This window comes from Faecalibacterium langellae (genome assembly GCF_002549775.1).
In the GTDB taxonomy this organism is placed as follows: Bacteria; Bacillota; Clostridia; order Oscillospirales; family Ruminococcaceae; genus Faecalibacterium; species Faecalibacterium langellae.
This window is the reverse complement of the sequence record NZ_NMTR01000021.1, coordinates 382309-408299: the sequence shown is the minus strand read 5'-3', so window position 1 is coordinate 408299 and position 25991 is coordinate 382309. Positions and strand designations below refer to the sequence as shown.

General features: G+C 61.4%; 19 protein-coding genes and 5 tRNA genes. 12 read left to right on the top strand and 12 right to left on the bottom strand.

Features of this window, described 5'->3' with window-relative positions; translation table 11 throughout:
* The first annotated feature begins 4 nt into the window (after nt 1–4).
* Nucleotides 5–709 (top strand): RNA polymerase sporulation sigma factor SigK, encoded by a 705-nt coding sequence (gene sigK, locus CGS49_RS10435; RefSeq protein WP_097801761.1) that lies wholly within the window; start codon nt 5–7, stop codon nt 707–709.
* A gap of 780 nt (nt 710–1489) precedes the next feature.
* Nucleotides 1490–2257: an RNA polymerase sporulation sigma factor SigG gene (sigG, locus tag CGS49_RS10430; protein ID WP_097802254.1), complete on the top strand. Its 768-nt coding sequence runs from the start codon at nt 1490–1492 to the stop codon at nt 2255–2257.
* Between the two features lie 35 nt (nt 2258–2292).
* On the opposite strand, the gene CGS49_RS10425 is transcribed toward sigG, so the two are convergent.
* Together CGS49_RS10425 and CGS49_RS10420 are read right to left on the bottom strand one after the other, a co-directional pair.
* Nucleotides 2293–3600 (bottom strand): MATE family efflux transporter, encoded by a 1308-nt coding sequence (locus CGS49_RS10425; protein ID WP_097802253.1) that lies wholly within the window; start codon nt 3598–3600, stop codon nt 2293–2295.
* 318 nt (nt 3601–3918) lie between these two features.
* Nucleotides 3919–4848 carry a helix-turn-helix domain-containing protein gene (locus CGS49_RS10420; protein ID WP_097801760.1) on the bottom strand — a complete coding sequence of 310 codons (930 nt, stop codon included), beginning with the start codon at nt 4846–4848 and terminating at the stop codon, nt 3919–3921.
* 161 nt (nt 4849–5009) lie between these two features.
* Here CGS49_RS10420 and CGS49_RS10415 point away from each other — a divergent pair, with 161 nt between their 5' ends.
* The gene (locus CGS49_RS10415; RefSeq protein WP_097801759.1) at nt 5010–6170 is read left to right on the top strand and encodes an MFS transporter; all 1161 of its coding nucleotides are present in this window, start codon (nt 5010–5012) and stop codon (nt 6168–6170) included.
* A gap of 204 nt (nt 6171–6374) precedes the next feature.
* Here the strand turns inward: CGS49_RS10415 and CGS49_RS10410 are convergent, their stop codons facing one another.
* The gene (locus CGS49_RS10410) at nt 6375–6758 is read right to left on the bottom strand and encodes a PH domain-containing protein (RefSeq protein ID WP_242975441.1); all 384 of its coding nucleotides are present in this window, start codon (nt 6756–6758) and stop codon (nt 6375–6377) included.
* Nucleotides 6759–6878: 120 nt separating this feature from the next.
* Between CGS49_RS10410 and CGS49_RS10405 the strand changes: the two genes are divergently transcribed.
* Nucleotides 6879–7886 (top strand): nucleoid-associated protein, encoded by a 1008-nt coding sequence (locus tag CGS49_RS10405; protein WP_242975440.1) that lies wholly within the window; start codon nt 6879–6881, stop codon nt 7884–7886.
* 234 nt (nt 7887–8120) lie between these two features.
* On the opposite strand, the gene CGS49_RS10400 is transcribed toward CGS49_RS10405, so the two are convergent.
* The 5 genes from CGS49_RS10400 to CGS49_RS10380 form a co-directional block, all read right to left on the bottom strand.
* Nucleotides 8121–8196 (bottom strand) — tRNA-Gly (locus CGS49_RS10400).
* Nucleotides 8197–8355: 159 nt separating this feature from the next.
* Nucleotides 8356–8431: transfer RNA gene (locus tag CGS49_RS10395), tRNA-Phe, on the bottom strand.
* Nucleotides 8432–8594: 163 nt separating this feature from the next.
* A tRNA-Asp gene (locus CGS49_RS10390) sits at nt 8595–8668 on the bottom strand.
* Nucleotides 8669–8671: 3 nt separating this feature from the next.
* Nucleotides 8672–8747 (bottom strand) — tRNA-Val (locus CGS49_RS10385).
* An 8-nt stretch (nt 8748–8755) separates the two neighbouring features.
* Nucleotides 8756–8831, bottom strand: a tRNA-Gly gene (locus CGS49_RS10380).
* Nucleotides 8832–9166: 335 nt separating this feature from the next.
* Between CGS49_RS10380 and CGS49_RS10375 the strand changes: the two genes are divergently transcribed.
* On the top strand, nt 9167–10012 hold the full coding sequence (locus tag CGS49_RS10375) for a sulfide/dihydroorotate dehydrogenase-like FAD/NAD-binding protein (RefSeq protein ID WP_097801757.1): 846 nt from the start codon (nt 9167–9169) through the stop codon (nt 10010–10012).
* Between the two features lies 1 nt (nt 10013).
* Nucleotides 10014–11408: an NADPH-dependent glutamate synthase gene (gene gltA / locus CGS49_RS10370; RefSeq protein WP_097801756.1), complete on the top strand. Its 1395-nt coding sequence runs from the start codon at nt 10014–10016 to the stop codon at nt 11406–11408.
* Nucleotides 11409–11542: 134 nt separating this feature from the next.
* On the opposite strand, the gene CGS49_RS10365 is transcribed toward gltA, so the two are convergent.
* The 4 genes from CGS49_RS10365 to CGS49_RS10350 are packed head-to-tail and all read right to left on the bottom strand — an operon-like array spanning nt 11543 to nt 13902.
* Complete coding sequence (locus CGS49_RS10365) at nt 11543–12208, bottom strand: sortase (protein WP_097801755.1); 666 nt, start codon at nt 12206–12208, stop codon at nt 11543–11545.
* Nucleotides 12205–12567: an LPXTG cell wall anchor domain-containing protein gene (locus CGS49_RS10360; RefSeq protein ID WP_097801754.1), complete on the bottom strand. Its 363-nt coding sequence runs from the start codon at nt 12565–12567 to the stop codon at nt 12205–12207. The genes CGS49_RS10365 and CGS49_RS10360 overlap by 4 nt, the downstream gene beginning before the upstream one ends.
* Before the next feature lie 2 nt (nt 12568–12569).
* Nucleotides 12570–12914, bottom strand: coding sequence for a hypothetical protein (locus tag CGS49_RS10355; protein ID WP_097801753.1), 345 nt, complete (start codon nt 12912–12914; stop codon nt 12570–12572).
* A 22-nt stretch (nt 12915–12936) separates the two neighbouring features.
* Nucleotides 12937–13902: a Na/Pi cotransporter family protein gene (locus CGS49_RS10350; RefSeq protein WP_242975439.1), complete on the bottom strand. Its 966-nt coding sequence runs from the start codon at nt 13900–13902 to the stop codon at nt 12937–12939.
* A gap of 213 nt (nt 13903–14115) precedes the next feature.
* On the opposite strand from CGS49_RS10350, the gene CGS49_RS10345 reads away from it, so the two are divergent.
* The 6 genes from CGS49_RS10345 (at nt 14116) to CGS49_RS10320 (ending at nt 25939) form a co-directional block, all read left to right on the top strand.
* Nucleotides 14116–14631, top strand: a complete 516-nt coding sequence (locus CGS49_RS10345; protein WP_242975438.1) for a MarR family winged helix-turn-helix transcriptional regulator — start codon at nt 14116–14118, stop codon at nt 14629–14631.
* Nucleotides 14615–16927, top strand: a complete 2313-nt coding sequence (locus CGS49_RS10340; RefSeq protein ID WP_097801751.1) for an ABC transporter ATP-binding protein — start codon at nt 14615–14617, stop codon at nt 16925–16927. Before CGS49_RS10345 ends, CGS49_RS10340 begins: the two co-directional genes overlap by 17 nt.
* A gap of 1 nt (nt 16928) precedes the next feature.
* Nucleotides 16929–18740: an ABC transporter ATP-binding protein gene (locus CGS49_RS10335; RefSeq protein ID WP_097801750.1), complete on the top strand. Its 1812-nt coding sequence runs from the start codon at nt 16929–16931 to the stop codon at nt 18738–18740.
* A gap of 259 nt (nt 18741–18999) precedes the next feature.
* Entirely contained in the window at nt 19000–23079 is a 4080-nt protein-coding gene (locus CGS49_RS10330) for a hypothetical protein (RefSeq protein WP_097801749.1), read from the top strand.
* A 185-nt stretch (nt 23080–23264) separates the two neighbouring features.
* Nucleotides 23265–24185 carry an AAA family ATPase gene (locus CGS49_RS10325; RefSeq protein WP_097801748.1) on the top strand — a complete coding sequence of 307 codons (921 nt, stop codon included), beginning with the start codon at nt 23265–23267 and terminating at the stop codon, nt 24183–24185.
* Nucleotides 24185–25939, top strand: coding sequence for a vWA domain-containing protein (locus CGS49_RS10320; RefSeq protein ID WP_097801747.1), 1755 nt, complete (start codon nt 24185–24187; stop codon nt 25937–25939). The genes CGS49_RS10325 and CGS49_RS10320 overlap by 1 nt, the downstream gene beginning before the upstream one ends.
* Nucleotides 25940–25991: the final 52 nt, after the last annotated feature.

The following is a 25991-nucleotide window of genomic DNA, read 5'->3' as shown; positions in this document are numbered from 1 at the left end:
ATCTATGTTCCACTGGCTGCGCACGCTCTGGCAGGCCTTGTGCGGCGCGCTGCGCCACAGCGGCGGTGCCCACTATGTGACGGGCGGGCCGGGCCTGCCGCCGCCCCTCACCCCCGAGCAGGAAAAAGCCCTTCTGGCCGAGATGGCCGCGGGCAGCGCCGCCGCGCGGGATGCGCTCATCACCCACAACCTGCGGCTGGTGGTCTACCTTGCCAAAAAGTACGAGAGCAGCGGCGTGCCCACCGAAGACCTGATCTCCATTGGCACCATCGGGCTCATCAAGGCCGTGAACACCTACAGCCCGGACCGCTGCATCAAGCTGGCCACCTACGCCAGCCGCTGCATCGGCAACGAAATTCTGATGTACTTACGCAAAAGTTCCAACCGCCGCCAGGAAGCCAGCATCGACGAGCCCCTCAACGTGGACGGCGACGGCAACGAGCTGCTGCTCTCGGACATCCTTGGCAGCGATGAGAACCAGATCAGCCAGCGGCTGGAGCAGGACGCCGAGCGGGCTGTGCTGCGCCGCGCCGTGGCGGCCCTCTCCCCGCGGGAGCGGCAGATCATGGAGCTGCGCTTCGGCCTGGCCGACGGCGTGGAGCGCACCCAGAAGGAAGCCGCCGACGCCCTGGGCATCAGCCAGAGCTACATCTCCCGCCTGGAAAAGCGCATCCTCCACCAACTGAAAGCGCAGCTGGCGGAGGAGTGAAAAAAGCCTGCAGTGCTTGACAAAACACTGCAAATCGTTTATATTAGAAGTACAAAAGGTGCTGGCCCTGCAAACGGCTAGCTCCTTACCAGATTATCAGTTTTCAAAAAGAAAAATGACCGCATCGGTTGAGAGTTGATGGCGGTCATTTTTTCTTTTTGTCATCACTGTGAGAAACAGTCCATGTAATCTGGAACGTTACGTAAATCGCCCCGCCGAGAAACAATGCCCTACTTGACAAACTATTGCAAATCGTTTATATTAGAAGTGCAAAAGGCGCTGGCCCTGCAAACGGCTAGCTCCTTACCAGATTAGTCAGATTTCAAAAAGAAAAATGACCGCACTGATTGGAACTCGTGGGCGGTCATTTTTTCTTTTTGTCATCACTGTGAGAAACAGTCCATGTAATTTCGAAGGTGACGTAAATTGCCCCGCCAAGAAGCGTGAGCAGAAGCACGACCTGTTCAAACGTCATGGTGCATCCCCCCCTTCCTGCCCTCAAGCATTCCGGGGAGAACGAGATTCCAAATGAAAAAATTCGCTCTTACCCGGTCCACCCAGGGTACGGGTAAGGAGCATAGCCGCCTGCGTTTGTGGGCACAGCGCCTGATGGGCAGCTTTGCAGCCGCCACTGATAGCTTACCATAAATTTCTGCAAATTACAATGTTTTTCTGCGCTCTCCTGCCCTGTGCGGGAGGGCGCACAATTTTTTCCACGCATAGTGCCCGGCCGCGGGGGCCATACTTCCGGTGAAGTTTACAGGAACCGGGGGCATGGGGATGTACAACAAAGTGGAGCTGTGCGGCCTGAACACCGCCGCGCTGCCCGTTCTGACCGAGGAAGAAAAGCGCAGCCTGCTGGTGCGCGCCCGCGCCGGGGACCGGCAGGCCCGGGAACAGATGGTGGAGGGCAACCTGCGGCTGGTGCTCAGCGTGGTGCAGCGGTTCGCCCAGCGGGGCGAGAACCTGGACGACCTGTTCCAGGTGGGGTGCATCGGGCTCATCAAGGCCATCGACAACTTCGACCCCGCCCAGCCGGTGCGGTTCTCCACCTACGGCGTGCCGATGATCATCGGCGAGATCCGGCGCTTCCTGCGCGATAACAACGCCCTGCGGGTGAGCCGCAGCCTGCGGGATACCGCTTACCGCGCCATGCAGAGCCGCGAAGCGCTGGAAAAGCAGCTGGGCCGCGAGCCCACCATGGACGAGATCGCCCAAAGCGCCGGGCTGACCCGCCGGGAGGTGACCGCCGCGCTGGAATCGGTGGTGGAGCCCATCAGTCTGGAGGAGCCCATCTACACCGACGGCGGCGACGCCATGTATGTCATCGACCAGGTGCGGGACCCGGACGGCGAGGACAGCTGGATCAGCGGGCTGCAGTTCCGCCAGACTGTGGCCGGGCTCACCCCGCGGGAAAAGCGCATCATGGAGCTGCGCTACCTGCAGGGCAAGACCCAGATGGAAGTTGCCCGGGAGATCGGCATCAGCCAGGCGCAGGTGTCCCGGCTGGAAAAGGGCGCGCTGGAGCAGTTCCACCATAAGGGGTAAAAAGGCTTCCCCCTCGGGGGAAGCCTTTTGCCGTTTCAGCGCTTCTTTTTGAGGTAATACCCAATGCCGATGGCATCCGCCAGCGCCCAGCCGATGGGCACGCTGAGCCAGATGCCGGTGACGCCCAGCGGCGTTGCCGAAAGAAGATAAGCCAGCGCCACGCGGGTGCCCAGCGACGCGATGGTGAGCACCACCGACATCTGCGGCTGGTTCACGGCGCGGTAATAGCCGTAGAGCAAAAACAAAATGCCGATGCCAATGTAGCACGCGCCCTCGATGCGCAGGTAGTGCACACCGGCGGCGATGATGGCGCTCTCGCCCGGGTCGATGAAGATGCCCATGAGCGGGGCCGCAAAGGCACACACCAGCACGCTGATGCACACGCAGAACACCGCGCTGCACAGCCCTGCGCTGCGGATGCCCTTTTTGATGCGGTCCGTCTCGCCCGCGCCGTAGTTCTGGGCCACATAGGTGGAGAAGGCGTTGCCGAAATCCTGCACCGGCATGTAGGCGAAGGAGTCGATCTTCACCGCCGCCGCAAACGCCGCCATGATCACCGTGCCGAAGCTGTTCACAAGGCCCTGCACCATCAGGATGCCGAAGTTCATGATGGACTGCTGCACGCTGGTCATCACCGAGAGGTTCAGGATGGTGTCCAGGTTCTTTTTGTCCCAGCGGCAGTCCGCCTTTTTCGGGCACAGCTGCGGGAACTTTTTCAGCGTATACAGCCCGATGCCGATGCCGGACACGAACTGCGAGAACACGGTGGCCCCCGCCGCGCCCTTCACGCCCCACTGCAGCACCAGCACGCACACGAGGTCGAGAATGACGTTCAGCACCGCCGACACCGCCAGAAACACCAGCGGCACCACCGAGTTGCCAATGGCGCGCAGCAGGTTTGCGAAGTAGTTGTACAAAAAGGTAGCCGTGATCCCCAGAAAGATGATGACGAGGTACTCCTTCATCAGGGGTTTGAGCTCACCCGGCACCCGCAGCACCCACAAAATGCTGTCCAGCCCCAGATACACCAGCGCGTTCAGCACCAGCGAGATGCCCGCGATCAGGCTGAACGAGAGGAACACGCTCTGGCGCATGCGGTCTTCTTCCCCGCTGCCGAACTGCATGGAGATGGCCGCGCCGCTGCCCATGCACAGGCCCAGCAGGATGGAGGTGAGGAAGGTCATGAGGGTATAGGACGAGCCCACCGCCGCCAGTGCGTCCGGGCCGAGAAAGCGGCCCACCACCCAGGTGTCCGCAATGTTATACATCTGCTGCAAAAGGTTGCCCAGCATCAGCGGCAGGGCAAAGAGTAAAATGCCCTGCGTGATGGGGCCTTGGGTCATGCTGCGCTGTGTCAATGGTCTGATTCTCCTTTTTTATACCTATTATAATAGGGAGCGATTAAATTTGGTCTGCTCTATGGAAAGGCAGGCCAGCAGGGAGCTTTCTCCGCGAACAGCGGCGGGTTGCGGCACCCAGCATCCGCATCGCGTTCGCTTGCGTCTTGCTGGCCGCGGCCCCAACGGCTCCTCCCTGCTTCTGCCGCTGGCAGCGGTCGTCGCCGCTGCAGAACTCCAGTCCCGCCCCATCAAGCAAAGCTTGCCGGGGCCCCACCCCCAGGTCATTCGCTGGAGAAACTCTCTGCCGTCCTGCCAGAAAAGTTACTGCGCCTCAAACCGTTGCCGATACTCCTTCGGGGTGCAGTGCTTCAGCTCCCGGAAGGTCTTGATGAAGTAGCTGCCGTCCGCAAATCCGCACTCGGCCCCGATCTCGCCGGTGCGCAGCCGGGTGGAGCGCAGCAGTTCGGCGGCCTTCTCCACCCGGAACTGCTTCACATACTGGATGGGTGTGATGCCCAGCAGCTGCCGGAAGCTGCGCAGGCAGGCGCTCTCGCTCAGGGCCACGCAGGCCGCGATGCGCTCCACCGTGAGCTCCTCGGCATAGTGCTCCTCCACGAAGCGCAGCATCTGCTTCATGCGCTCGGCCGCGATCTGCTCCTGCTGCGACACCTTGACGCCGCCTTCTTCGCACTGCGCGCCCAGCAGCCGCAGCACCGTGGTCAGACGGTAGCGTGCCTCGTTCTCGTAGTCCGGCGGTTCATCCGCCACGACCTGCCAGGCGTCCTGCAGGCAGGCAAGGGCTTCGCGCTGCCAGGCGGTGCCGCTGTCCAGCAGGAAAAACGCCGGGGCACCGGGCTGCAGCAGCGGGCGGATGCGCTTTTGCCAGAAGATGGTGTCCATGCCGCCCACAAGGCGCGGGTGGAACACCCCGGAGTGCAGCAGCGCGTTCCCGCTCTCGGCCTGTTCCACCGCGTGGAGCACCCCGGAGTTGATAAAGACGCCCTGCCCGGTCCGCAGAACGAGCTGCGTCTTGTTCACGTCCACGGTCAGCGGGCCCTTCACCGCAAGGATGAACTCGAATTCTTCATGCCAGTGCCAGGCCACCGAGTAGCTTTTGACGTCCTCCGCGTAGCAGGCAATGGGGAACAGTGCGCTGCCGTGCTGCACCAGCTCCCGCCCTTCGCCGTCTGCCACGATGTCCGGCGGGCAGTTGATGCCCCCCGCCGCAGCGCAGCTGGTCTGGAATGCCATGGCCTGTCCCCCCTTTCTGCAAAGTTTCCGGCAATTTCAGAAAGCCGGTTTTGTCGCATAAATCCGGTGCTTTTGTTCTACCTCTTGTGTCGATTTCGTGGTATTATTCTATCAGAAACCATGAGTACAGTATAACACCGTCCGGGAGGGAACTCAAGCATATGATCCAGCTTCTTCTGCCCATCATCTATCTCGCGTTCATCAGTCTCGGCCTGCCGGATTCCCTGCTGGGGTCGGCGTGGCCGTCCATGTATCCGCTGCTGGGGGTGCCGGTGTCCTATGCGGGCATCCTGTCCATGATCATCTCCTTCGGCACCATCGTCTCCAGCCTGAACAGTGACCGGCTCACCCGGGCACTGGGCGCGGGCAAGGTGACGGCCATCAGCGTGGGCATGACGGCGGCAGCGCTGTTCGGCTTCTCCATCTCCACGCAGTTCTGGATGCTCTGCCTGTGGGCCGTGCCCTACGGTCTGGGCGCAGGCAGCGTGGATGCCGCCCTGAACAACTACGTTGCCCTGCACTACGAGAGCCGCCACATGAGCTGGCTGCACTGCATGTGGGGCATCGGCACGATGGTCAGCCCCATGGTCATGGGCCGGGTGCTGGCGGGCGGCGGGCCGTGGACAGCCGGTTACCGGTACATTGCACTGTTCCAGATCGCACTGACCGCCGTGCTGTTCCTCAGCCTGCCGCTGTGGCAGAAGCGCACCGGTGAAGCTGCCGAGGACGGCACCGCCCCGCAGGCACTGAGCCTTGGGCAGGTGTTCCGCCTGCCGGGCGCAAAAGAAGTGATGCTGTGCTTTTTCTGCTACTGCGCGCTGGAAACGACTGCCGGTCTGTGGGCCAGCAGCTACCTCACCCTGACGCGCGGTGTGGCCGCCGACACCGCTGCCAGCTTCGCCAGCCTGTTCTACATCGGCATCACCGCCGGGCGCGCGGCCTGCGGCTTCCTCACCCTGAAGCTCAGCGACACCCAGATGATCCGTCTGGGCCAGGGCGTGCTGGCCGTGGGCGTGGCGGCCCTGCTGGTGCCCGGGCCGCAGCTGCTGGCGCTGGCGGGCCTTGTGCTGGTGGGCGTGGGCTGTGCGCCCATCTACCCCAGCATCATCCATGCCACGCCGGACCACTTCGGCGCGGACAGATCGCAGGCAGTCATCGGCATCCAGATGGCCAGTGCCTACGTGGGCAATCTGGTCATGCCGCCGCTGTTCGGCCTGCTGGCCAACAACATCACCCCGGCGCTGTTCCCCTTCTATCTGCTGGTGCTTCTGGTGCTGATGGTGGTCATGCACGAACAGCTGGTGCGCAAAACTTCACACTGACATCTCCTATTTCGTATACAGCAAAAGGCTCCCTGTCCGGCACGCAAACCGGGCGGGGAGCCTTTTGTTTTATATGAGCCAAACCATTTAAAACGGCTTCCGCTGCGCTCTAGCCATATTTAGCGGAATTTTCATTTTTAAATTTGCGTTTTGAGCAGCCCGCGGCCGCTCAAAACGCATTTTACGAGTGAAGCGATTCTGTTTTTACAGGATACACCGGCTGATGGCGTTGGCCACGGCGAACAGCTCCTGCTGGCCAATGAAGCCGAACTTTGCCTCGTGCTCGTCCGCAAAGCAGACCGTCAGCTGCGAAGCCTGCATCGGGTCGCCGAAACCGGCCGTCTGGATGCCGAAGTGCAGCACCTTTTTGTACGGCAGCACGAAGATCTGCTGCCGGGTGCCGGTGACGCCCTGCATGTCCACCATGATGATGCGGTGGGTGGTGAAGATCACCTGATCGCGCACCGTTTTGTACGCACCCACCACCTGCTCACCCTCCAAAAGCAGTGCTTTAGCGTTTTTGCAGATGTCCTTTTCCTGAATGCGAATGAGGTTCTCCATCGGTTTATCGCGGAATTCCATGGTCATTGTCCCCTTTCCTGCGGATGTTCTGCCCTTATTGTAGCATTCCGGCGGGCCGTTTACAAGGCCGCTCTCGCCTTTTGCGCCGGACTGTGCTATACTGTAGGGCATGAGACTTTGTACGAAATGAGGTTTGCAACACCCATGGAGATCATCATTCATCAGGCGATCCTGCACGTTCTGGACACCACCATGGACGCCCCCGTGCTGAGCGGCGGCGGCATGGAGATGACCGCTGAAAAGACCGCCTATTTTCAGTACCACATCGAAAAACTGCTTGCCAGCGACGATATCCGCCAGTGCCGCCCGCTGCCGGATTCTGCCTTCAAAAATGAGTTGGAGCACAACAAAGACTTCGTGGACCTTTCCTGCCGCATCGCGGGCGTGCTGTTCGACTACATGCACGCCCACACCACCATCCCCGGCGCAGACCTGGCCGTGGTGGATTTTACCCGCGACGGCGAGCCGTGGCTGGGCATCCTGAAGCTGAACTACAAAAACGGCTACACCCACTACACCGAGAATGTGGAAGGTGCCCCGGTGAACTCCATCATCCAGCAGCGGGCCTGCCTGCCCAGCCAGAGCGGCAAGGTGGAGGAAGGCGCGCTGGTCAACCTGACCGATTACTCCATGAAGCTGCTGGAAAAGAAGTTCGACATTGACGGCCGCAAGGAGTTTTACCTTTCCACGGTGGTGTTCCAGTACACCACCGCCCAGCCGGAGAAGAAAAAACTGCAGGCCATTCAGGAAGCCGCCGTGCAGGCCGTGCAGGAGAACTACGCCGACCAGCCCCATGTGGAAGCCCAGGTGGCCATGCTGATCGCGAATCAGGCTGCCGACAACGACAATCAGGTGTCCGTGCAGCAGGTGCGCCAGCAGCTGAAGGAGGAATACCCTCTTGCGGCCGTGCCGTTTGACGACTATGTGGAGAAAAGCGACGTGCTGGAAGCACCCGAGCAGCCTGTGACCGTGACGCCTGCACGCATCCGCCGCATGGAGAGCCGCAGCATCCACACCGCCAACGGCATCGAGGTGAAGATTCCCACCGAGCTGCTCAGTTCGGACAACGAGGTGGAGTTTCTGCACAGCGACGACGGCAGCATCTCGCTGCTGATCAAGAATGTGATCTTGTGAAGACAATTTAGAATTGTCTCCGCTTCGCTCTGACAATATCAGCGGAATTATTATTTTTATTTGCAAAGAGGAAAATCCTGTGGGATTTTCCTCTTTGCTGTTTCACGGGAAGGGGTTGTAAAGGCAACCTGCATTTTGCTGCTGCCGGTCTTGTGACCGTCGCGCAGCGACTATAAACCGGCGGAACAAAAAAGCCATCGTCTTTGCATTTCTGCATCAACGATGGCTTCGTGTTGGAGCGGCCGACGAGGCTCGAACTCGCTACCTCCACCTTGGCAAGGTGGCGCTCTACCAGATGAGCTACGGCCGCATATCCGGTGCATTTATCCCTGCACCCTCCCGCTCTCTTTTAACGGGGCCCCCGCGAAAGCTTGCGAAGCAAGATTTTGTGGGGAAAAGGAGAAAATCTGGTATTCATCACAGAAGTCTTGCTTGCAAGACTTCCCGATGAATGACAGGATTTTCGACGTGGTGCCTCCGATCGGAATCGAACCAATGACACGGGGATTTTCAGTCCCCTGCTCTACCGACTGAGCTACAGAGGCATAACCGGTGCAATTATCCCTGCACCCTCCCGCTCCTGTTTCAAACGGGGCCCCCGCAAAGATTTGCGAAGCAAAGGTTTGTGGGGAAAAGGAGAAAGTCTGGCGTTCATCACAGCAGTCTTGCTTGCAAGACCGCCCGATGAACCGCAGGACTTTCGACGCACGACCCGGATCGGGCTCGAACCGACGACCCCCAGCGTGACAGGCTGGTGCTCTAACCAACTGAGCTACCGGGCCACATGGTGGAAGTTAACGGGCTCGAACCGCTGACCCTCTGCTTGTAAGGCAGATGCTCTCCCAGCTGAGCTAAACTTCCACAAAAAATGGAGCGGCCGACGAGGCTCGAACTCGCTACCTCCACCTTGGCAAGGTGGCGCTCTACCAGATGAGCTACGGCCGCACATTCCATGTGTCTGCGCCGGTGTTTCCCGGCGACGTTGGTTATTATACCGCAGGGAGCGGCACTTGTCAACCACAAATTCGCATTTTTTCAAATTTTCTGCCCGTTGCGCGGCTCTGCGTGAAAAAAATTTCAGTTTCGGGGCGCACAGTGCGTCTGCGTTCAAGTTTGCCGTGACATACACGAAGAAAATTGATTTGCTTTCCTTTTTATAAAACATTATAATAAAGATGTCATTTTGTCGCTTGAAGCCATGCGTTTGCACCGCCATGCGGGCGGGCAGGCGCATTTTCGTGCGCAGAAATAGGAAACGCCAGCATAAAGGAGCAAACACGATGTATAAGATCACTGAAAAAGTCGCGCTGAACCCCACCGTGACGAAGATGGTCATTGAAGCCCCGCTCATTGCCAAAAAGGCAAAGCCGGGCCAGTTTATCATTGTGCGCCCGTTTGAGGACAGCGAGCGCATCCCCCTGACCGTGGCCGGTTACGACCGCGAAAAGGGCACTGTGGACATCATTTTCCAGATCGTCGGCGGCACCACCATGGAGCTGAACAGCCTGAAGGTGGGCGAGAGCGTCCACGATTTCGTGGGCCCGCTGGGCCGCGCCACCGAGGTGGAAGGCCTGAAGAAGGTGTGCGTCGTGGGCGGCGGCGTGGGCTGCGCCATCGCTCTGCCCATCGCCCGCGAGCTGCACGAGCAGGGCTGCGTGGTGCACAGCGTGGTGGGCTTCCGCAACAAGGACCTGCTCATCCTCGAGGACGAGTTCAAGGCCTGCAGCGATGAGCTGCGCGTCATGACCGACGACGGCAGCTACGGCACCAAGGGTGTCGTCACCGCTGCGCTGGACGAGCTGGTGGCTGCCGGCAACCAGTACGATCTGGTCATCACCATCGGCCCGCTGATCATGATGAAGTTCGTGGTCAAGACCTGCCAGAAGCACGGCTTAAAGAGCATCGTTTCCATGAACCCCATCATGATCGACGGCACCGGCATGTGCGGCGGCTGCCGCCTGACCGTGGGCGGCGAGACCAAGTTTGCCTGCGTGGACGGCCCCGACTTTGACGGCGACCTGGTGGATTTTGACGAAGCAATGGCCCGCGGCACCATGTACCGCCCGTTTGAGGCACACGCCCGTGAAGCGGCATGCAATCTGTTCAAGGCTCAGGAGGGAATGTAAGATGGCTTTCAATATGGACCCGAAAAAGTGCCCCATGCCCACCCAGGACCCGAATGTCCGCAACAAGAACTTCAAGGAAGTGGCACTGGGCTATACCGAAGAAATGGCCGTGAACGAAGCAAAGCGCTGCGTGCACTGCAAGAATAAGCCCTGCCAGACCGGCTGCCCCGTGGGCATCGACATCCCCGAGTTCATCGGTCATGTGGCCGAGGGCGACTTTGAAGCCGCCTATCAGGTCATCAACCGTTCCTCCTCCCTGCCCGCTGTCTGCGGCCGTGTCTGCCCGCAGGAGAGCCAGTGCGAGGGCAAGTGCACCCGCGGCATCAAGAACGAGCCCGTGGGCATCGGCCGCCTGGAGCGCTTTGTGGCCGACTGGCACCGGGAGAACGTGCACACCGCACCCGTCGTTCCGGAGTGGAACGGCCACAAGGTGGCCATCATCGGTGCAGGCCCTGCCGGCCTGACCGCTGCAGGCGACCTGGCCAAGCTGGGCTACAAGGTCACCGTCTACGAGGCTTTGCATGTGGCCGGCGGCGTGCTGATGTACGGCATCCCCGAGTTCCGTCTGCCCAAGGCCATCGTGCAGCAGGAGATCGACGGCCTGAAGAAGATGGGCGTTGATTTCGAGTGCAACATGGTCATCGGCAAGGTGCTGACCATCGACGAGCTCATGGGCGAGTACGGCTACGAGGCCGTATTCGTGGGCTCCGGTGCCGGTCTGCCCCGCTTCATGGGCATCCCCGGCGAGAGCCTGAAGGGCGTGTACTCTGCCAACGAGTTCCTGACCCGCTCCAACCTGATGAAGGCTTACCTGCCCACCAGCAAGACCCCCATCCGCACCGGCAAGAAGGTGGCCGTTGTGGGCGGCGGCAACGTGGCCATGGACGCTGCCCGCAGCGCCCTGCGTCTGGGTGCCGAGACCGTGTACATCGTCTACCGCCGCGGCATGGCCGAGCTGCCTGCCCGTAAGGAGGAGGTCGAGCACGCCGAGGAAGAAGGCATCATCTTCAAGACCCTGTGCAACCCCGTGGAGATCCACGCCAACGACGAAGGCTTCGTCAAGTCCATCACCTGCATCGAGATGGAACTGGGCGAGCCCGATGCTTCCGGCCGCCGCCGCCCCATCGAGAAGAAGGGCAGCGAGTTTGAGCTGGATGTGGATACCGTCATCATGAGTCTGGGCACCAGCCCGAACCCGCTGATCCGCTCCACCACCCCGGGTCTGGAGACCAACAAGCACGGCTGCATCGTCACCGACGGCGACGACGGCAAGACCAGCCGCGACGGCGTCTATGCCGGCGGCGATGCTGTCACTGGCGCTGCCACCGTCATCAAGGCCATGGGCGCCGGCAAGGCTGCCGCAAAGGCCATCGACGAGTACATCCAGAATAAGTAACCCTCTGTATCCAATGGCGGAACGGCTGCGGCTGTTCCGCTTTTTTATGTCTCCGCGCCCCTCCCGCAGGCAGGGCGCAGAAAAGGGGCCGCCGCACGAAATTTGTGCAGCGGCCCCTTCTTCTTGGGCTTGTTTTATTCTGCAGCGGCAGCCGTCTCCGTCGTCAGGGTGGGATACCCGGTGCGCACACAGCGCACGGCGCAGCGGGCACTGCCGCCGGTGGTGCAGGTGAACAGGGTCAGGTCCCAGGCATCGGAATCCTCGGTCTTGGTGGTCATTTTCTCGATCTGGGTGGGCTGCAGGTTCTCCACATAGGAGACTTCATAGCTCCAGACCATGCCGTCCATATCGGTGAAATAGACCTCGGCCCCCTCAGCCAGCCACTTGATGGGGCTGAAGTGCTTTGCATAATTGTGGGCGCAGACCACCATGTTGTCCGCATAGGTGGAGCCGGAGTAGCGGCCCGGCGCGACCTTCAGGCCCGCATAGCTCCACTCGCTCATCACGGGCAGCTGCAGCCCGACGGACGGGATGGAGAGGTAGCCGATGTAGTTCCAGCCGTCCAGCTCCACCTCGGTCATCGCCTGCTCCTGGTCCAGCTCGGGCTGCAGGACCAGGGTGTCGTCCTTCGTCTTGTCCTCAATGGTCTGGGTCAGGGTCTGCTCCAGCTCGCCCAGTGCCTGCTGGGCGGCCTTGTCCGCGCGGGAGGCGTCCCACTTGTTGTAGGCCAGCAGCGCTGCCGACGCCAGGATCAGCAGGGCCCCCAGGATCATGCATACTTTGCCGATTTTCTGTCTCATTTCGTTTCCTCTTTTCTGCGCCGCACCCGGCCGCAGGCAAGCAGCAGAGCCGCGCCCAAAACCATGATGCCGCCCGCCAGCACAAAGGGCGCCGTGCCCCTGCCGCCGGTGGAAGGCAGTTCATAGCCCGGGTAGACCGTGTTGGTGATGAAGATCTTGCCGGTCTTGGTCAGCGGTGCGGCATCCCGGTGCACCGTGGTGGTGATGGAAGCCTTCTCCTCCTCGCCCCACTTGGCGCGGTTGGTGTACGGCACATCCGTGGTGAGCAGGCTGTTCCAGCGGCTGTCGTTCTTGAAGCTGACCTGATAGAGATACTCGATGGTGTGCGCTTTTCCGTCGTCGCAGCCCTGCACCGACACTTTCAGCAAATGCCATTGGCCGCGTCCGGTGCAGAAGTGATCTGCCAGCCACCATTATACCAGTTTTGCTGCACGCCGTCCACAAAAAGTTTGTTGTTGCCGCCGCCGGTGCCCCACGCGGTGCCCTCCGGCAGAGTGTCCTCAAAGACGATCTCGCCGCTCTCGTCTGCCGAGGTCACCAGCGTGATGCGGTACAAAAGCGTCTGGTCCTTGACTTCGGCATAGTCCACGGTGGTGTCCCCCGTGAGGTAGGTCTCCCGCTTGCCGTCGATGGCCACGGCCTTTTCAAAGGAGCGGTGGCAGCGGTAGATATCCCGCGCCGAAGCGGCGGCGCTCTCTGCCCGCACAACACGCCCGCTGCATTTTTGTCTATGCCGCGCGGTCCGGGAGCAGCCTTGTCACCAGCCGCACCATCCGCCCGGTGAGCGGCAGCCACACCAGTGCACAGCACACATTGAATAATGTATGTGCGTTGGCGATCTGCCGGGCGATGACCGCGCACTCCGGCCCGGCGGGGGAAAGCCGCTGCACCAGCGCCGCAAACGGCCCCAGCAGCCCGCAGCACACCACCGCACCGCTCAGGTTGAAGATGGCGTGGGCCGCCGCCACCCGCTTGGCATCTTTCCCCTGCCCGATGGATGCCAGCACCGCCGTGATCGTGGTGCCGATGTTATCCCCCAGCAGCACCGGGATGGCCCCGGCAAGGCTCAGCAGGCCGTGCACGCCGTCCGGGCCCGGCTGGGCGGCCACCGTCTGCAGCATGGCAATGGTGGCAGAACTGCTCTGCACGGTCAGGGTCATACCAAGGCCCGCCAGCAGACCGAGGGCCGGGTTTGCCTGCACCCGCACCAGCCACTGCCAGAGCTGCGGGCTTTCGGTCAGCGGCTGCAAGGCACTGCTCATGACCGTGATGCCCTCGAACAGCAGCCCGAAACCGAACAGCGCTTCGCCTGCGCAGCGGCCCTTCTGCCCCTTGCAGGCAAAGCAGAGCAGCACCCCGCCAAACAGCAGCAGGTACCGTCCCTGTTCCACCTGAAAGGCCAGCAGCTGGGCTGTGACCGTGGTGCCGATGTTGGCCCCGAACACCACCGGCACGGCCTGCCGCAGCTGCAAAAGCCCCGCCGCCAGAAAGGCAATGACCATCACCGTGACGGCGGAACTGCTCTGCACCACCGCCGTCACGGCAGCACCGGTCACAAGCCCGGCCACAGGGTTCGCCGTGCACCGGGCCAGCAGGCTGCGCAGCCGCTTGCCCGCCCCCAGCTGGATGGCGCGGCTCATGCTGTCCATGCCGTACAAAAACAGCGCCAGCCCGCCAAACAATTGCAAGATCATGGAAATATCCTGCATCCGTTCCACCTCACTTGTTGTCCTGCTTCCATGTTTATGCACCAGTCCGGCGGTGCAAGCTGGAAAATGTACCAAATTGTTTTGTGAACTTTTGTTTAATATTTCAAAATCCGCTTGCAATCCGGGCCCGGCAGGTATACTATTATCAAGCGTCAATATTTAACACATGTTAAGCATTTTGCAGGAAGGAGGGATCGTGTGCCTGCTGAAACCGAAGAAGCGCTGAATTTTCAGGGCCTGTGCCACTATATCGGGCGGCTGAGCAAAGCTGCCAAGGCGGGTATGAAAGCCGCTCTGGCCGACACACCAAAATGCCACTTTGCCTGGCTGGAAGCACTGCTTCATGCCATCCGCAGCCGCGGGCAGGATGGTGCCATCTCGGTGTCCGACCTGGCCCACGAGGTGCACCAGCCGCTGCCGGCCATCAGCCGCGGGCTGCGTCAGCTGGAGGCCGACGGACTCATTGCCCGGGAACCCGCACCGGAGGACCGCCGTAAAACGCTGGTGCGCATCACGCCCAAGGGCTACGAAGCCTGCCGGCAGTACGAGGACGCCCTGAGCGACTACTTTACCTGTGTAATGGCCCGGCTGGAGCCCGAACAGGCGGCCCAGCTGAACGCGCTGCGCGGCGCGCTGATGGATGCCATTCTTGCAGAAAATGCTGCGCGTACCACCAAACCGAAGGGAGAACCGAACCATGACGAAAATCTTTAAGCAGCTGGCCCGGCACTGGGCCGTCTGCCTTGTGGTGTTCGCGCTGCTGTTCGTGCAGGCGTACTGCGATCTTTCGCTGCCGGACTACACCAGCAAGATCGTGGACACCGGCATCCAGCAGGGCGGCATCGAGAGCCCCCTGCCGGAGACCATCCGCCAGAGCACGCTGGACGCCCTCTCGCTTTTGATGAGCGAGGAGGACGCCGACAAGCTGCAGAACGCCTACGGGTACTACCTGCAGGACGACGGCGTGCTGAAACTGCGCAGCGATCTGACCGCCGACGAGCGCACCGCGCTGGAAGATGCCATCACCACCCCGGACATCGTGCTGTATATGGCGGCTGCCCAGGCGGCCAACGCCCCCGCCGGGCAGTCCGCGATGGGCATGACGAGCCTGGCCGACATGCAGGCGGCTTCTGCGGACAGCACCGATACCGATGCTGAAGCTGAAACGGTCGCCCCCACCGCCGACGATCTGGACACCGTGTGCGCCCAGTTCGCCGCCATGACCCAGATGCCCGGTTTCAGCCGCGACGCCATCCAGCAGCAGCTGGCCGGTGCCTTCGCCAGCCTGGACGACACCGTGGTGGAGAACCTCAAGAGCCAGTCCATGCTGCTGGTGCAGCTGGAATACGAAGCCCAGGGCGTGGCCCACGACGTGCAGATGCGCTACCTTTATAAGGTGGGCGGCCAGATGCTGGGCCTGACCCTGCTGATGGTGGCTGTGTCCATCGCGGTGGGCTTCCTCGCTTCCCGCGTGTCTGCCGCCATCGGCCGCGACCTGCGCCGCGAGACCTTCTCCTCGGTCATCGGCTTCTCCAACGCCGAGATCGAGAACTTCTCCACCGCATCCCTCATCACCCGCACCACCAACGATATCCAGCAGGTGCAGTTCGTCTGCGTCATGCTGCTGCGCATGGTGGCCTATGCACCCATTCTGGGCATCGGCGGCGTCATCCATGTGCTGAACAGCAGCACCGGCCTTTCCTGGATCATCGTGCTGGATGTGGCCGTTCTGCTGCTGCTCATCATCTTTTTGATGAACATCGCCATGCCGAAGTTCAAGATCATGCAGAATCTGGTGGACCGCCTGAACCTCGTCAGCCGCGAGATTTTGACCGGCATCATGCCGGTGCGTGCCTTCAGCCGCGAAGCCTTTGAGGAACAGCGCTTTGATAAGGCCAACCGCGACCTGATGGGCACTCAGCTGTTCACCAACCGTGCCATGGTGGCCATGATGCCCTTTATGACCCTGATCATGAACGGCACCAGCCTGCTGATCGTCTGGTTCGGCGGCAAGGCCATGGATGCCGGTACCATGCAGGTGGGCGAGATGATCGCCTTCATCACCTACACCATGCAGATCGTCATGTCCTTCCTGATGCTGGCCATGGTGGCCGTCATGCTGCCCCGCGCCGGTGTGGCCGCCGACCGCATCGACGAGGTCATCCGCACCAAGGCCACCATCCACGACCCGGACGAAGCCACGGCAAAGCCCGCACAGGAACGCAAAAACTGGCAGGGCACCGTGCAGTTCAACGACGTGAGCTTCCGCTTCCCCGGTGCCGACAGCGACGCGCTGGAGCACATCAGCTTTACGGCCAAGCCCGGCGAGACCACCGCCATCATCGGCTCCACCGGCTGCGGCAAGTCCACCCTGCTGAACCTCATCCCCCGCTTTTACGACGTGACCGGCGGCAGCGTGACCGTGGACGGCATCGACGTGCGCGAGATGCCGCAGGCCAAGCTGCACGACCTGCTGGGCTATGTGCCGCAGAAGGGTGTGCTGTTCAGCGGTACCATCGACTCGAACCTGAAGTTCGGCGGCGACCACATCACCGACGCCGACGTGAAAAAGGCGGCTTCCATCGCGCAGGCCACCGAGTTCATCGACGCGAAGCCCGAGGGGTACCAGAGCCCCATCGCACAGGGCGGCTCCAATGTGTCCGGCGGCCAGAAGCAGCGCCTTTCCATCGCCCGCGCCATTGCGAAAAAGCCGAAGATCTATCTGTTCGACGACAGCTTCTCGGCCCTCGACTTCAAGACCGACGTGGCCCTGCGCCGCGCGCTGAAGGCCGAGACCGACAACGCTACCGTCATCATCGTGGCACAGCGCATCTCCACCGTGCTGCACGCAAACCAGATTTTGGTGCTGGACGAAGGCCGTCTCGTGGGCAAGGGCACCCATGCCCAGCTGATGGACAGCTGCCCGGAATATCAGGAGATCGCGCGCAGCCAGCTGAGCCAGAAGGAACTTGACCTCGAATCTCTGAATACGGAAAAGGAGGGTGAGTGATATGCCAAGACCCGGACGCCCCACGACCGAGCGCGCCAAGGACTTCAAAGGCACGCTGCTGCAGCTCATCCGCACCATGGGCCGCTATAAGCTCTCGCTGATCACGGCCATCGTGTTTGCTATCCTGTCTACTATCTTTAATATCGCAGGCCCCAAGGTGCTGGCAAAAGCCACCACGGCCCTTGCCACCGGCTGGATCGCCAAGCTGCGCGGCGCCGGCAGCATCGACTTTGTGTATATCGGCCGCATCCTGCTGTTTTTGCTGGGCATGTACCTGCTGAGCAGTGCGTTCAGCTTCATTCAGGGCTGGCTGATGACCGGCCTTTCGCAGAAAGTCTGCTACGACTTCCGCAAGCAGATCAGCGAAAAAATCAACCGCCTGCCCCTCGCTTACTTTGAAAAGCGCACGGTCGGCGAAGTGCTCTCCCGCATCACCAACGATGTGGACACGCTGGGCCAGAGCCTGAACCAGAGCATCACCCAGCTGATCACCAGTGTGACCACCATGATCGGCGTGCTGATCATGATGCTGTCCATCAGCCCCAAGATGACCCTCATCGCCCTGCTGATCCTGCCCGTCTCGCTGGTGCTGGTGCTCATCGTGGTCCGGTTCAGCCAGAAATACTTCAAGGCCCAGCAGGCCATCCTGGGCGTTGTGAACGGCCAGGTGGAAGAAGTGTACTCCGGCCACAACGTGGTCAAGGCCTTCAACCGCGAAGCTGTGGTGCTGAACGATTTCAACGCCGCCAACGATAAACTCTACGAATCTGCGTGGAAAAGCCAGTTCCTCTCCGGCCTGATGATGCCCATCATGAACTTCGTGGGCAATCTGGGCTATGTGGCTGTGGCCATCGTCGGCAGCATTTTTGCGGCAAACGGCGTCATCACCATCGGCGACATTCAGGCCTTCATTCAGTACGTCAAGAACTTCACCCAGCCCATCCAGCAGCTCTCGCAGGTGTCCAATATGCTGCAGAGCATGGCCGCCGCCGCCGAGCGCGTGTTCGAATTCCTGAACGAGCCGGAAGAAGACCAGACCGCCGACCCCGCCCGCCGCGCAGACCCCAGCTGCATCGACGGTCAGGTGACCTTTAACCACGTCAAGTTCGGCTACACCCCCGAAAAGACCATCATCCACGACTTCAGCTGCGAGGTGCAGCCCGGCCAGAAGGTGGCCATCGTGGGCCCCACCGGTGCGGGCAAGACCACCATGGTCAAGCTGCTCATGCGTTTCTACGATGTGGACTCCGGCTCCATCACCCTGAACGGCCACGATGTGCGCGACTTTGACCGCAGCGCTCTGCGCGAAGGCTTTGGCATGGTGCTGCAGGACACCTGGCTGTTCAAGGGCACCATCATGGAGAACATCCGTTACGGCCGCCTGGACGCCACGGACGAAGAAGTGATCGCTGCCGCCAAGGCTGCCAACGCCGACCACTTCATCCGCACCCTGCCCGGCGGCTACCAGATGGAGCTGAACGAGGACGCTTCCAACGTCAGCCAGGGCCAGAAGCAGCTGCTCACCATCGCCCGCACCATTCTGGCCGATAACCGCATCCTGATCCTGGACGAGGCTACCAGCAGTGTGGATACCCGCACCGAGCAGCGCATCCAGACCGCCATGGACCGCCTGATGGAAGGCCGCACCAGCTTTGTCATCGCCCACCGCCTTTCCACCATCAAGGACGCCGACCTCATCCTCGTGATGCGGGACGGCGACATCGTGGAACAGGGCACCCACGACCAGCTCATTGAAGCAGGCGGCTTCTACGCCGACCTGTACAACAGCCAGTTCGAGGACGTGGTGGACTGAGTCCGCCCGGCAAATTCCCCGTTTGGAATTACTCCCTTCATAATCCTGCCCGGAAGCCCTTTCTGCCAAGAGCTTCCGGGCTTTTTTTGCGGCGGTCTTTTTGCCGAATTTTGAACCACCTGCTGAAAAAAGAACTGCTATTTCACGCATTTTTTGTCGCATTATCGCTTTACCCCCCCCCCTATGATGTATAATAGAATAAGAAGTATTGGCCTTTTGAATAGAGCCATGCTTTTATCATCCATTAGGGGGTATTTGTGTGACAAACAAGAAGTTCAAATTGACCGCAGCCGCGGTTGCTCTTGCGGCATGTGCCGCCGCACAGCCCGTCTCTGCGTCCGCCGCAGATGAGCTGCCCGATGCCTTCCCGGAACAGGATGCCGTCGTGCAGCCGAAGAAAGCGCCCGCCGCCGACACGGCCGAGATCAACGACACGGTCAGCCCGTCTGCAGCCGATGCGGCGCAGGACACCACGCCTGGCGATGACTCTGACCCTGCAGAAGAACCACAGCCTGCCCTGCCCGTGCTCGGCCCGAAAGACACCATCGCCTACCCGCCTGCCGAAACCGTCCAGAACCCGGATGGCTCCACCACCGAAACGACCGAAGGCCCTGTGACGGACGGCGAGACCGGCAAGGACAAGGGCACTGCGGACAAGACCGAGACCCGCACCGACGAAAGCTCCACGACCTACGACCCCGCCGGAACGGTGGTGGATAAGACCACCACCGAAAACCCGGACGGCTCGGTCACCGAGACCACCACCACGGTGAGCCAGGGCACCACCACGACCACCACCACCGTGGAGGGCAGCGCGTCTTCTTCCACCAGCAAGACCGAGACCACGCCCAAGGATGAGCTGGATGCCGACGAAGAACTGAAGGACATCACCGTGGACTGGAGCACCGGCAAGGGTGCCGAGGTGGGCGGCAACTACATCGTGACGGGCGAATCCGAACTATCCGAAGACGGCAACTCCCGCCAGCTCACCCTGACCAAGGTCACCCACGAGACCGGCTCCATGGAGGGGCAGGACATTGCCAAGCTGATCGACGCAGGCTACGTTGACAACGGCGACGGCACCTATACCCTGACCAAGACCATCACCGACGCCAACGGCCGCCAGCAGCAGACCACCGTGACGGTGGATTCCAGCACCGCTTCCCGGACCGTGACCACCACCCTGATCGTCAAGGTGGAAAAAAGCACCCAGCACGGCCGCGAGGACGTGAAGCAGGACTACACTTACCCGCCCGAGACCACCCTGACCGACGGTGCCGGGAACTCCTACACCCTGAGCATCGCCGACCTGCTGGCCGACCCGGATGCGCAGCGCAGCGAGGACGGCAAGACCATCACGGTACAAAAGGGCAGCAAGACCTACACCCTGACGCTGGGGGATGAGACCACTGCCGGGCAGGCAGAGCTTTCCAACAAAGACCTTGCCGCTTTGATGGGCGGTGAAGAAAAGGGCTATACCGTCGGCAAGGACGGTGCCCTCTACCTGACCAAAGACGGCGAGACCTGCAAGCTGGATGCCGACCAGACCGCCCTGCTGCGCAAGCAGATGAAGGTGCATGTCAAGGTGGAAAACGACAAGGGCACGTTTGGCAGCCAGCAGCTGGCAGACGGCAGCCAGACCCCGGAGCAGGCAGCCGCCGCCGCAAAGCAGGCTGCGCTGGAAAATGCCCTGACCGCCGCTGCCGCCAAGGCCTCCGGCGTGGAAACGGTGTCTTTCTCCGAGCTCACCCTTAATGCAAACGGCAGTTACACCTATACGCATGACGGCAAGACCTACACTTTTGCGGTCACGGTCAGCGGCGAGACCAGCGAGACCTATCAGGTCACCGAAACGGCCAGTGAGACCAATAACGGCGAGTCCGGCACCCACACCGTCACCGGCAGTGCCACCGCAGGCGGCGCCGTCATTGCATGGAGCGAGAGCGGCAAGCCCTACTTCCAGCTTGACGGCAGCACTGCCGCCTCTCCCCTGACCGATGCTCTGGGTGCCCCGTCAGACGCCACCGACATCAAGACCGACGCCGAAGGCCGTGTGACCGAATACACCCGGACGGTGGACGGCAAGACGAAAGTCTACCGTTTCCATTACGACAGCAGTGCCAGCCTGACCGACGATGAAAAGCGGGACTACGCCCTGAAGCAGCTTGCCGCCGAAAAAGGCATGACGGTGGAGCAGCTGGTTGCCGCCGGGTATACCGTGACCGACACCAGCTTTACCGGTCTGACCCGCATTGCGTGGGACGTGTTTGAAAAGGCCGACAGCACGGAAACCCCGGGCACGGTCCAGCAGGGCAGCAGCTGGACCATCACGCCCGCAGGCGAGGGCGACGACGCCACCTACACCATCGTGAAAAACGGCCAAACCTACACCGGCCTGAAAAAGGACGGCGATACCTACACCAGCGAGGTGACCGACGCTTCCGGCAAGACCACCAAGACCACCATCACCCTGAAAAACAAAAACGACCTGACCGATAAGCAGATCCTTGCCCTGCTGGCGGACAAGACCGCCGGTGCCTCCGACCTTGCCGTGACCCGGAAGGACGGCAAGGTGACCGCGACCTACACGAAGGGCCAAACCATCTACACCATCGACTGCACCGACCTGCTGGAGCAGACCCTCAGCGTGGAGACCCGCGAGAGCTGGTCGCTCTCCGAGACCCGCACCGAGGACGAGAAGGACGATGCCTACCAGAAGCTGTGGGATCAGATTGACGCCATCCGCCAGAGCCTGAAACCCAACCAGGTGCTGAAGGTGGGTGATATGGAGATCACCTCCACAAGTACGAAAGAGGACATCATTAAGAAGATCACCACCGCCGTCAGCCTGAACAACATGAACGAAGATCAGCTGGCGAAAATCCTGAAAGAGCAGGAGAAGCTGGCGCAGGACCCCAACAAGAAGGTCTGGGTCAACGAGGACACCGTAGGCACGCAGTATGAAGCAATGTACCACGAGCTGCGCAAAAACTATTATACCGGTGGAACCAATGACGACCTCAAGCATCTGGAACTCATCACGGATTCCACCCTGCATCTGCTCCCGGATGAAGGCGGCAGCTCGAAAACAACCGATTGCCTGATCATCCGCAATGGCCTTCAGCTGGAATGGAACTACAACGTAGACGATCTGCTCAATAAGCCTGCAAGCAACCAGAAAGCCGGCCTTGCCAAGAATATCGGCTTCGACAAAACCGATGGCATCCAAGGCTTTTATGAATATGCCCGTACCGAAAACCAAGAGTATAACAACAACCCCACTAAGAGCGCTTTCTATAAGCTGACCGGCACCGTAGTCTACGATGCCCTCACCAATGCAGACGGCACCGTACAGCACTATGCCACTTACGGTGAAGCTGTCGCTGCCTACAAGGCTGCTATGGAAGCGCAGGGCAAAAAAGTCACGGATGCAGACATCCAGCGGCAGGTCGTCCGCCTTTCCGACCAGTCCTGGTATGACGCAAACAAGGGAACGCCTGAAACGGTCTGGTATCAGGTCTACCTCAACAATTCCAAGCTTTCCGCCTATGGTTATATGGATGTCAGCAGCAACAAATGTGCCAACGCAACCAAGGCACGCTGGAACCATTCGAATAGCTGGTACGGCGGTTACGACCTGAAGATCTCTGACCTTGTGCAGGTGGAAAGCGGCGAAGTGGTGGGCCAGAACGAATCCACCATCAAGACCTATGTTGCCCCGCTGACCGTTATCACCAAGGAGGACGACGCCGTGGGCACCTCCATGAGCACCCGCACCGCTTCCACCGCTGCCCACAGCGGCTCCGGCTGGCAGCAGCAGGGCAGCTACCGCGCCGGTTTCCGGCAGACCACCACCGAGACGACCACCGAGACCGGCACGGGTACCTACGATACCGTAAAGCCCTGGCAGCAGACCACTGCCGAAACGGACGAGACGGCCGAAAAGCTGGACGGCGACGTCACCTACACCTATCGCTCCGAGAAAGACCCGGTCGTGACGCTGGACGGCGACAAGACCGTGCAGACGGACACCAAAGCCTCCGTCCGCTATACTTACGGCTGCGTCTCCACCACCGACGCGGCCCCGCTGGTGACCACGACCACCCAGACAACACCCGGCACCCCGGAGCAGACCCCGGCCGACAGCCTGCCTGCCGAGACCCCGGCTGACACCGTTGTTCCCCCGGCAGAGGCCCCCGTCGTCGCCCCGGCTGCTCCTGCGGCTTCCACCCTGCCGCAGACCGGCGTCAACCGGCTGGCGGTGCTGTTCAGCGCCCTGAGCGGCAGCATCCTGCTGGGGCTTGGCGCTGTGTTGAACCGCCGCAAAGAAAACCGCTGAGCACCCCTTTGACCCCTTTGCATGTTTGCCCCTTCCCCGGAGAGCCCCATCGCCCTCCGGGGTTTTTATTTTCCGTTTCTTTGCTCCCCCGCCCCCTACACAAACGCCCCGGATTGTGCTATGATAAGCTTGAACAGCCGGTCAGTGATGTGAAACCGACCGGCAAAATCGAGGTGTTTGTACAAATGTCTGATCTCCTTGAGACTCTGCGGCAGGAGGGCGTTGACCCTGCCCTGCTGGAAGCGGTGCAGCAGTACCGCGCCGCCCACCCGCTGGCCGCCGAACTGCGCCCGCGCATCCCTTCCCCTGCCTTCACCTACTACGGCAAAGAGGTGTGGGAGCAGGCGCTGGCGGCCCTGCTCTGCGGCGAAAACCTGCTGCTGGCGGGCGGCAAGGCCACCGGCAAAAATGTGCTGGCCGAGAACCTTTCCGCTGCCTTTGGCCGCCCCGCGTGGGACATCTCGTTCCATGTGAACATGGACGCGGCGTCCCTCATTGGCATGGACACGTTCGCAGGCGGGCAGGTGGTGTTCCGCCCCGGCCCGGTGTACCGCTGTGCCCAGTGCGGCGGCTTCGGCGTGCTGGACGAGATCAACATGGCCAAAAACGAAGCGCTGGCCGTGCTGCACGCGGTGCTGGACTTCCGCCGCGCCATCGACGTGCCCGGCTACGACCGCATCCCGCTGGCGGAGGAGACCCGCTTCATCGCCACCATGAACTACGGCTACGCCGGCACCCGGGAGCTGAACGAGGCCCTCACCTCCCGCTTTGTGGTCATCCAGATGCCCACCATCACCCAGGATAATCTGGAAAAGCTGCTGCGGGCCCAGTTCCCGGACCTGACGGCGAAATATGTGCACCAGTTCGCGCTGCTGTTCCTCGACCTGCAGAAAAAGTGCGACAGCGCGGAAATTTCCACAAAAGCGCTGGACCTGCGCGGTATGCTGGACGCCCTGCGGCTCATCCGGCGCGGCATCCCGGCGGGCGCGGCGCTGGATATGGGCATCACCAACAAGGCCTTTGATTCCTACGAGCAGGGCCTGATCCGGGACGTCATCGCAGCGCGCATCCCGGCAAAGCTGGATGCCGGAAAGCTGTTCGGCTGATGGAAGCCCAGAGCTACACCGCCCAGGAGCGGCGCGCGGCCAATCAGGTCTGGGCTGCTGCAGGAGCCTATGGCTTTGAGCCGCTGTTCCTCGCCCGCTACACCGACGGCACCACCGATTTTTACATGAATACCGTCGTGGGGCTCATCCACAAATATTACGGAGATGCGCTCATCCGCAGCATCTTTGATGCATGGGACGGCGACATGCGGCAGACCATGCTGGACGACATGACCTGGCTGTACCTGGAAAACGCGGCTTACCGGCTGGAACTGCCCCGCCGCCCGGTGCTGGAAGCACTGCGCCATGCCCATGCGGACTACTTTTTTGCCATCCAGTACAAGCTTTCGCGGCAGGAATGGATGGCGAAAAACCAGCTGGTCTACACCATGCAGGCGGCGCGCTGGCGGCGTGTGCTGGGCCGTGCCGACCCGGTGATGACGCCTTATGAGTCCGGCCTTGCGGCGGCCCTTGCCCCCGAAAGCGCACCCGAACCGGAACAGCTGAAGGCCGAGATTTTGGCCGTCTACGCAAAATTCAACTTATTCGACGGCACCGTGCACCAGAAAGCGGCCCTGCATCTGCACCTGGACGGCCTGCTGGCAAAGCTTGCCACCAAGGCCATGCCCACCCAGATGATCAAGACTGACCGGGTGACCGTGGAGCACTCCAATTCTGTGGACGCCGCCGGCGGCGGGCTGGCCGTGGACAAGCGCAAAGCCCACATCACCTTAAAGCAAAACGCCGCGCAGGACCGCGCCTACATCGAGAGCTGCTTTGGCCGCTCCATTTACCCGCCGGAACGGCTGCGCAAGGCCGAGCAGGAGCTGTGCGTGGGCGACCATCTGGGCTGCCATTTGTGGTTCAGCGCCGGTGTGCCCAGCCCGGAGCAGGCCCCCACGCCGGAGGCAAGGCATCTGGCCGAACAGGCCGAGCTGCAGGCCGACCGCAACCGCGCCTATTACGCCAAAAACCGGGAACTGCACCGCAGCGTCGTGCTGCGGCTGACGGAGCAAATTCGCAACTGCATCCTCGTGCACCAGCAGCCCAACGCCCGCGTGGCCCGCAGCGGCAACTTAAACGCCGGGCGCATCTGGCGGGCCCCGCTGCTGAACGACGACCGGGTGTTTTTGTGCGCGGAAGAAGAAAACCAGCCCGCCTTCACCGTGGACCTTCTGCTGGATGCATCGGCCTCCCGCCTGCATTGTCAGGAGGTCATCGCTGCGCAGGGCAGCATCTTGGCCCAAAGCCTTGCGGCCTGCGGCATCCCGGTGCGGGTGTCCAGCTTCAGCAGCCTGCGGGGCTACACCGTGCTGCGGGTGCTCAAGGGCTTTGCAGACAAAAACCTGCAGAACATCAACCGTTACTTTGCCTCCGGCTGGAACCGCGACGGCCTTGCCCTGCGCGCGGCAGGCGACCTTTTGCAGTTTGCGCCCGGGCCGGCGCCGCGGCACCTGCTCATCGTGCTGACGGATGCTTCCCCCAACGACAGCCGCCGCATCCCGCCCAGTGCAGAAAATCCCCTCGGCTGCGGCTATGAGGACGCCGCCGGTGTGGCCGACACCGCCGCGCAGGTGCGCGCGCTGCAGCGCATGGGCATCCGGGTCTCGGCCGTGTTCATGGGGGAGGACAGCTCTGCCGGTGCCGCCGCACAAATTTACGGCAAGAACATGGCCCGCATTCGCGGCATGGACCAGCTGGCCCGCGCCGCCGGACGGCTGATCCAGAACGAGATCCGTGAACTGGGTGACTGATGATACCTTATTAGAATAGCGCCCGCAGGCGAGCGGTTTTGCCGTTCCGTCT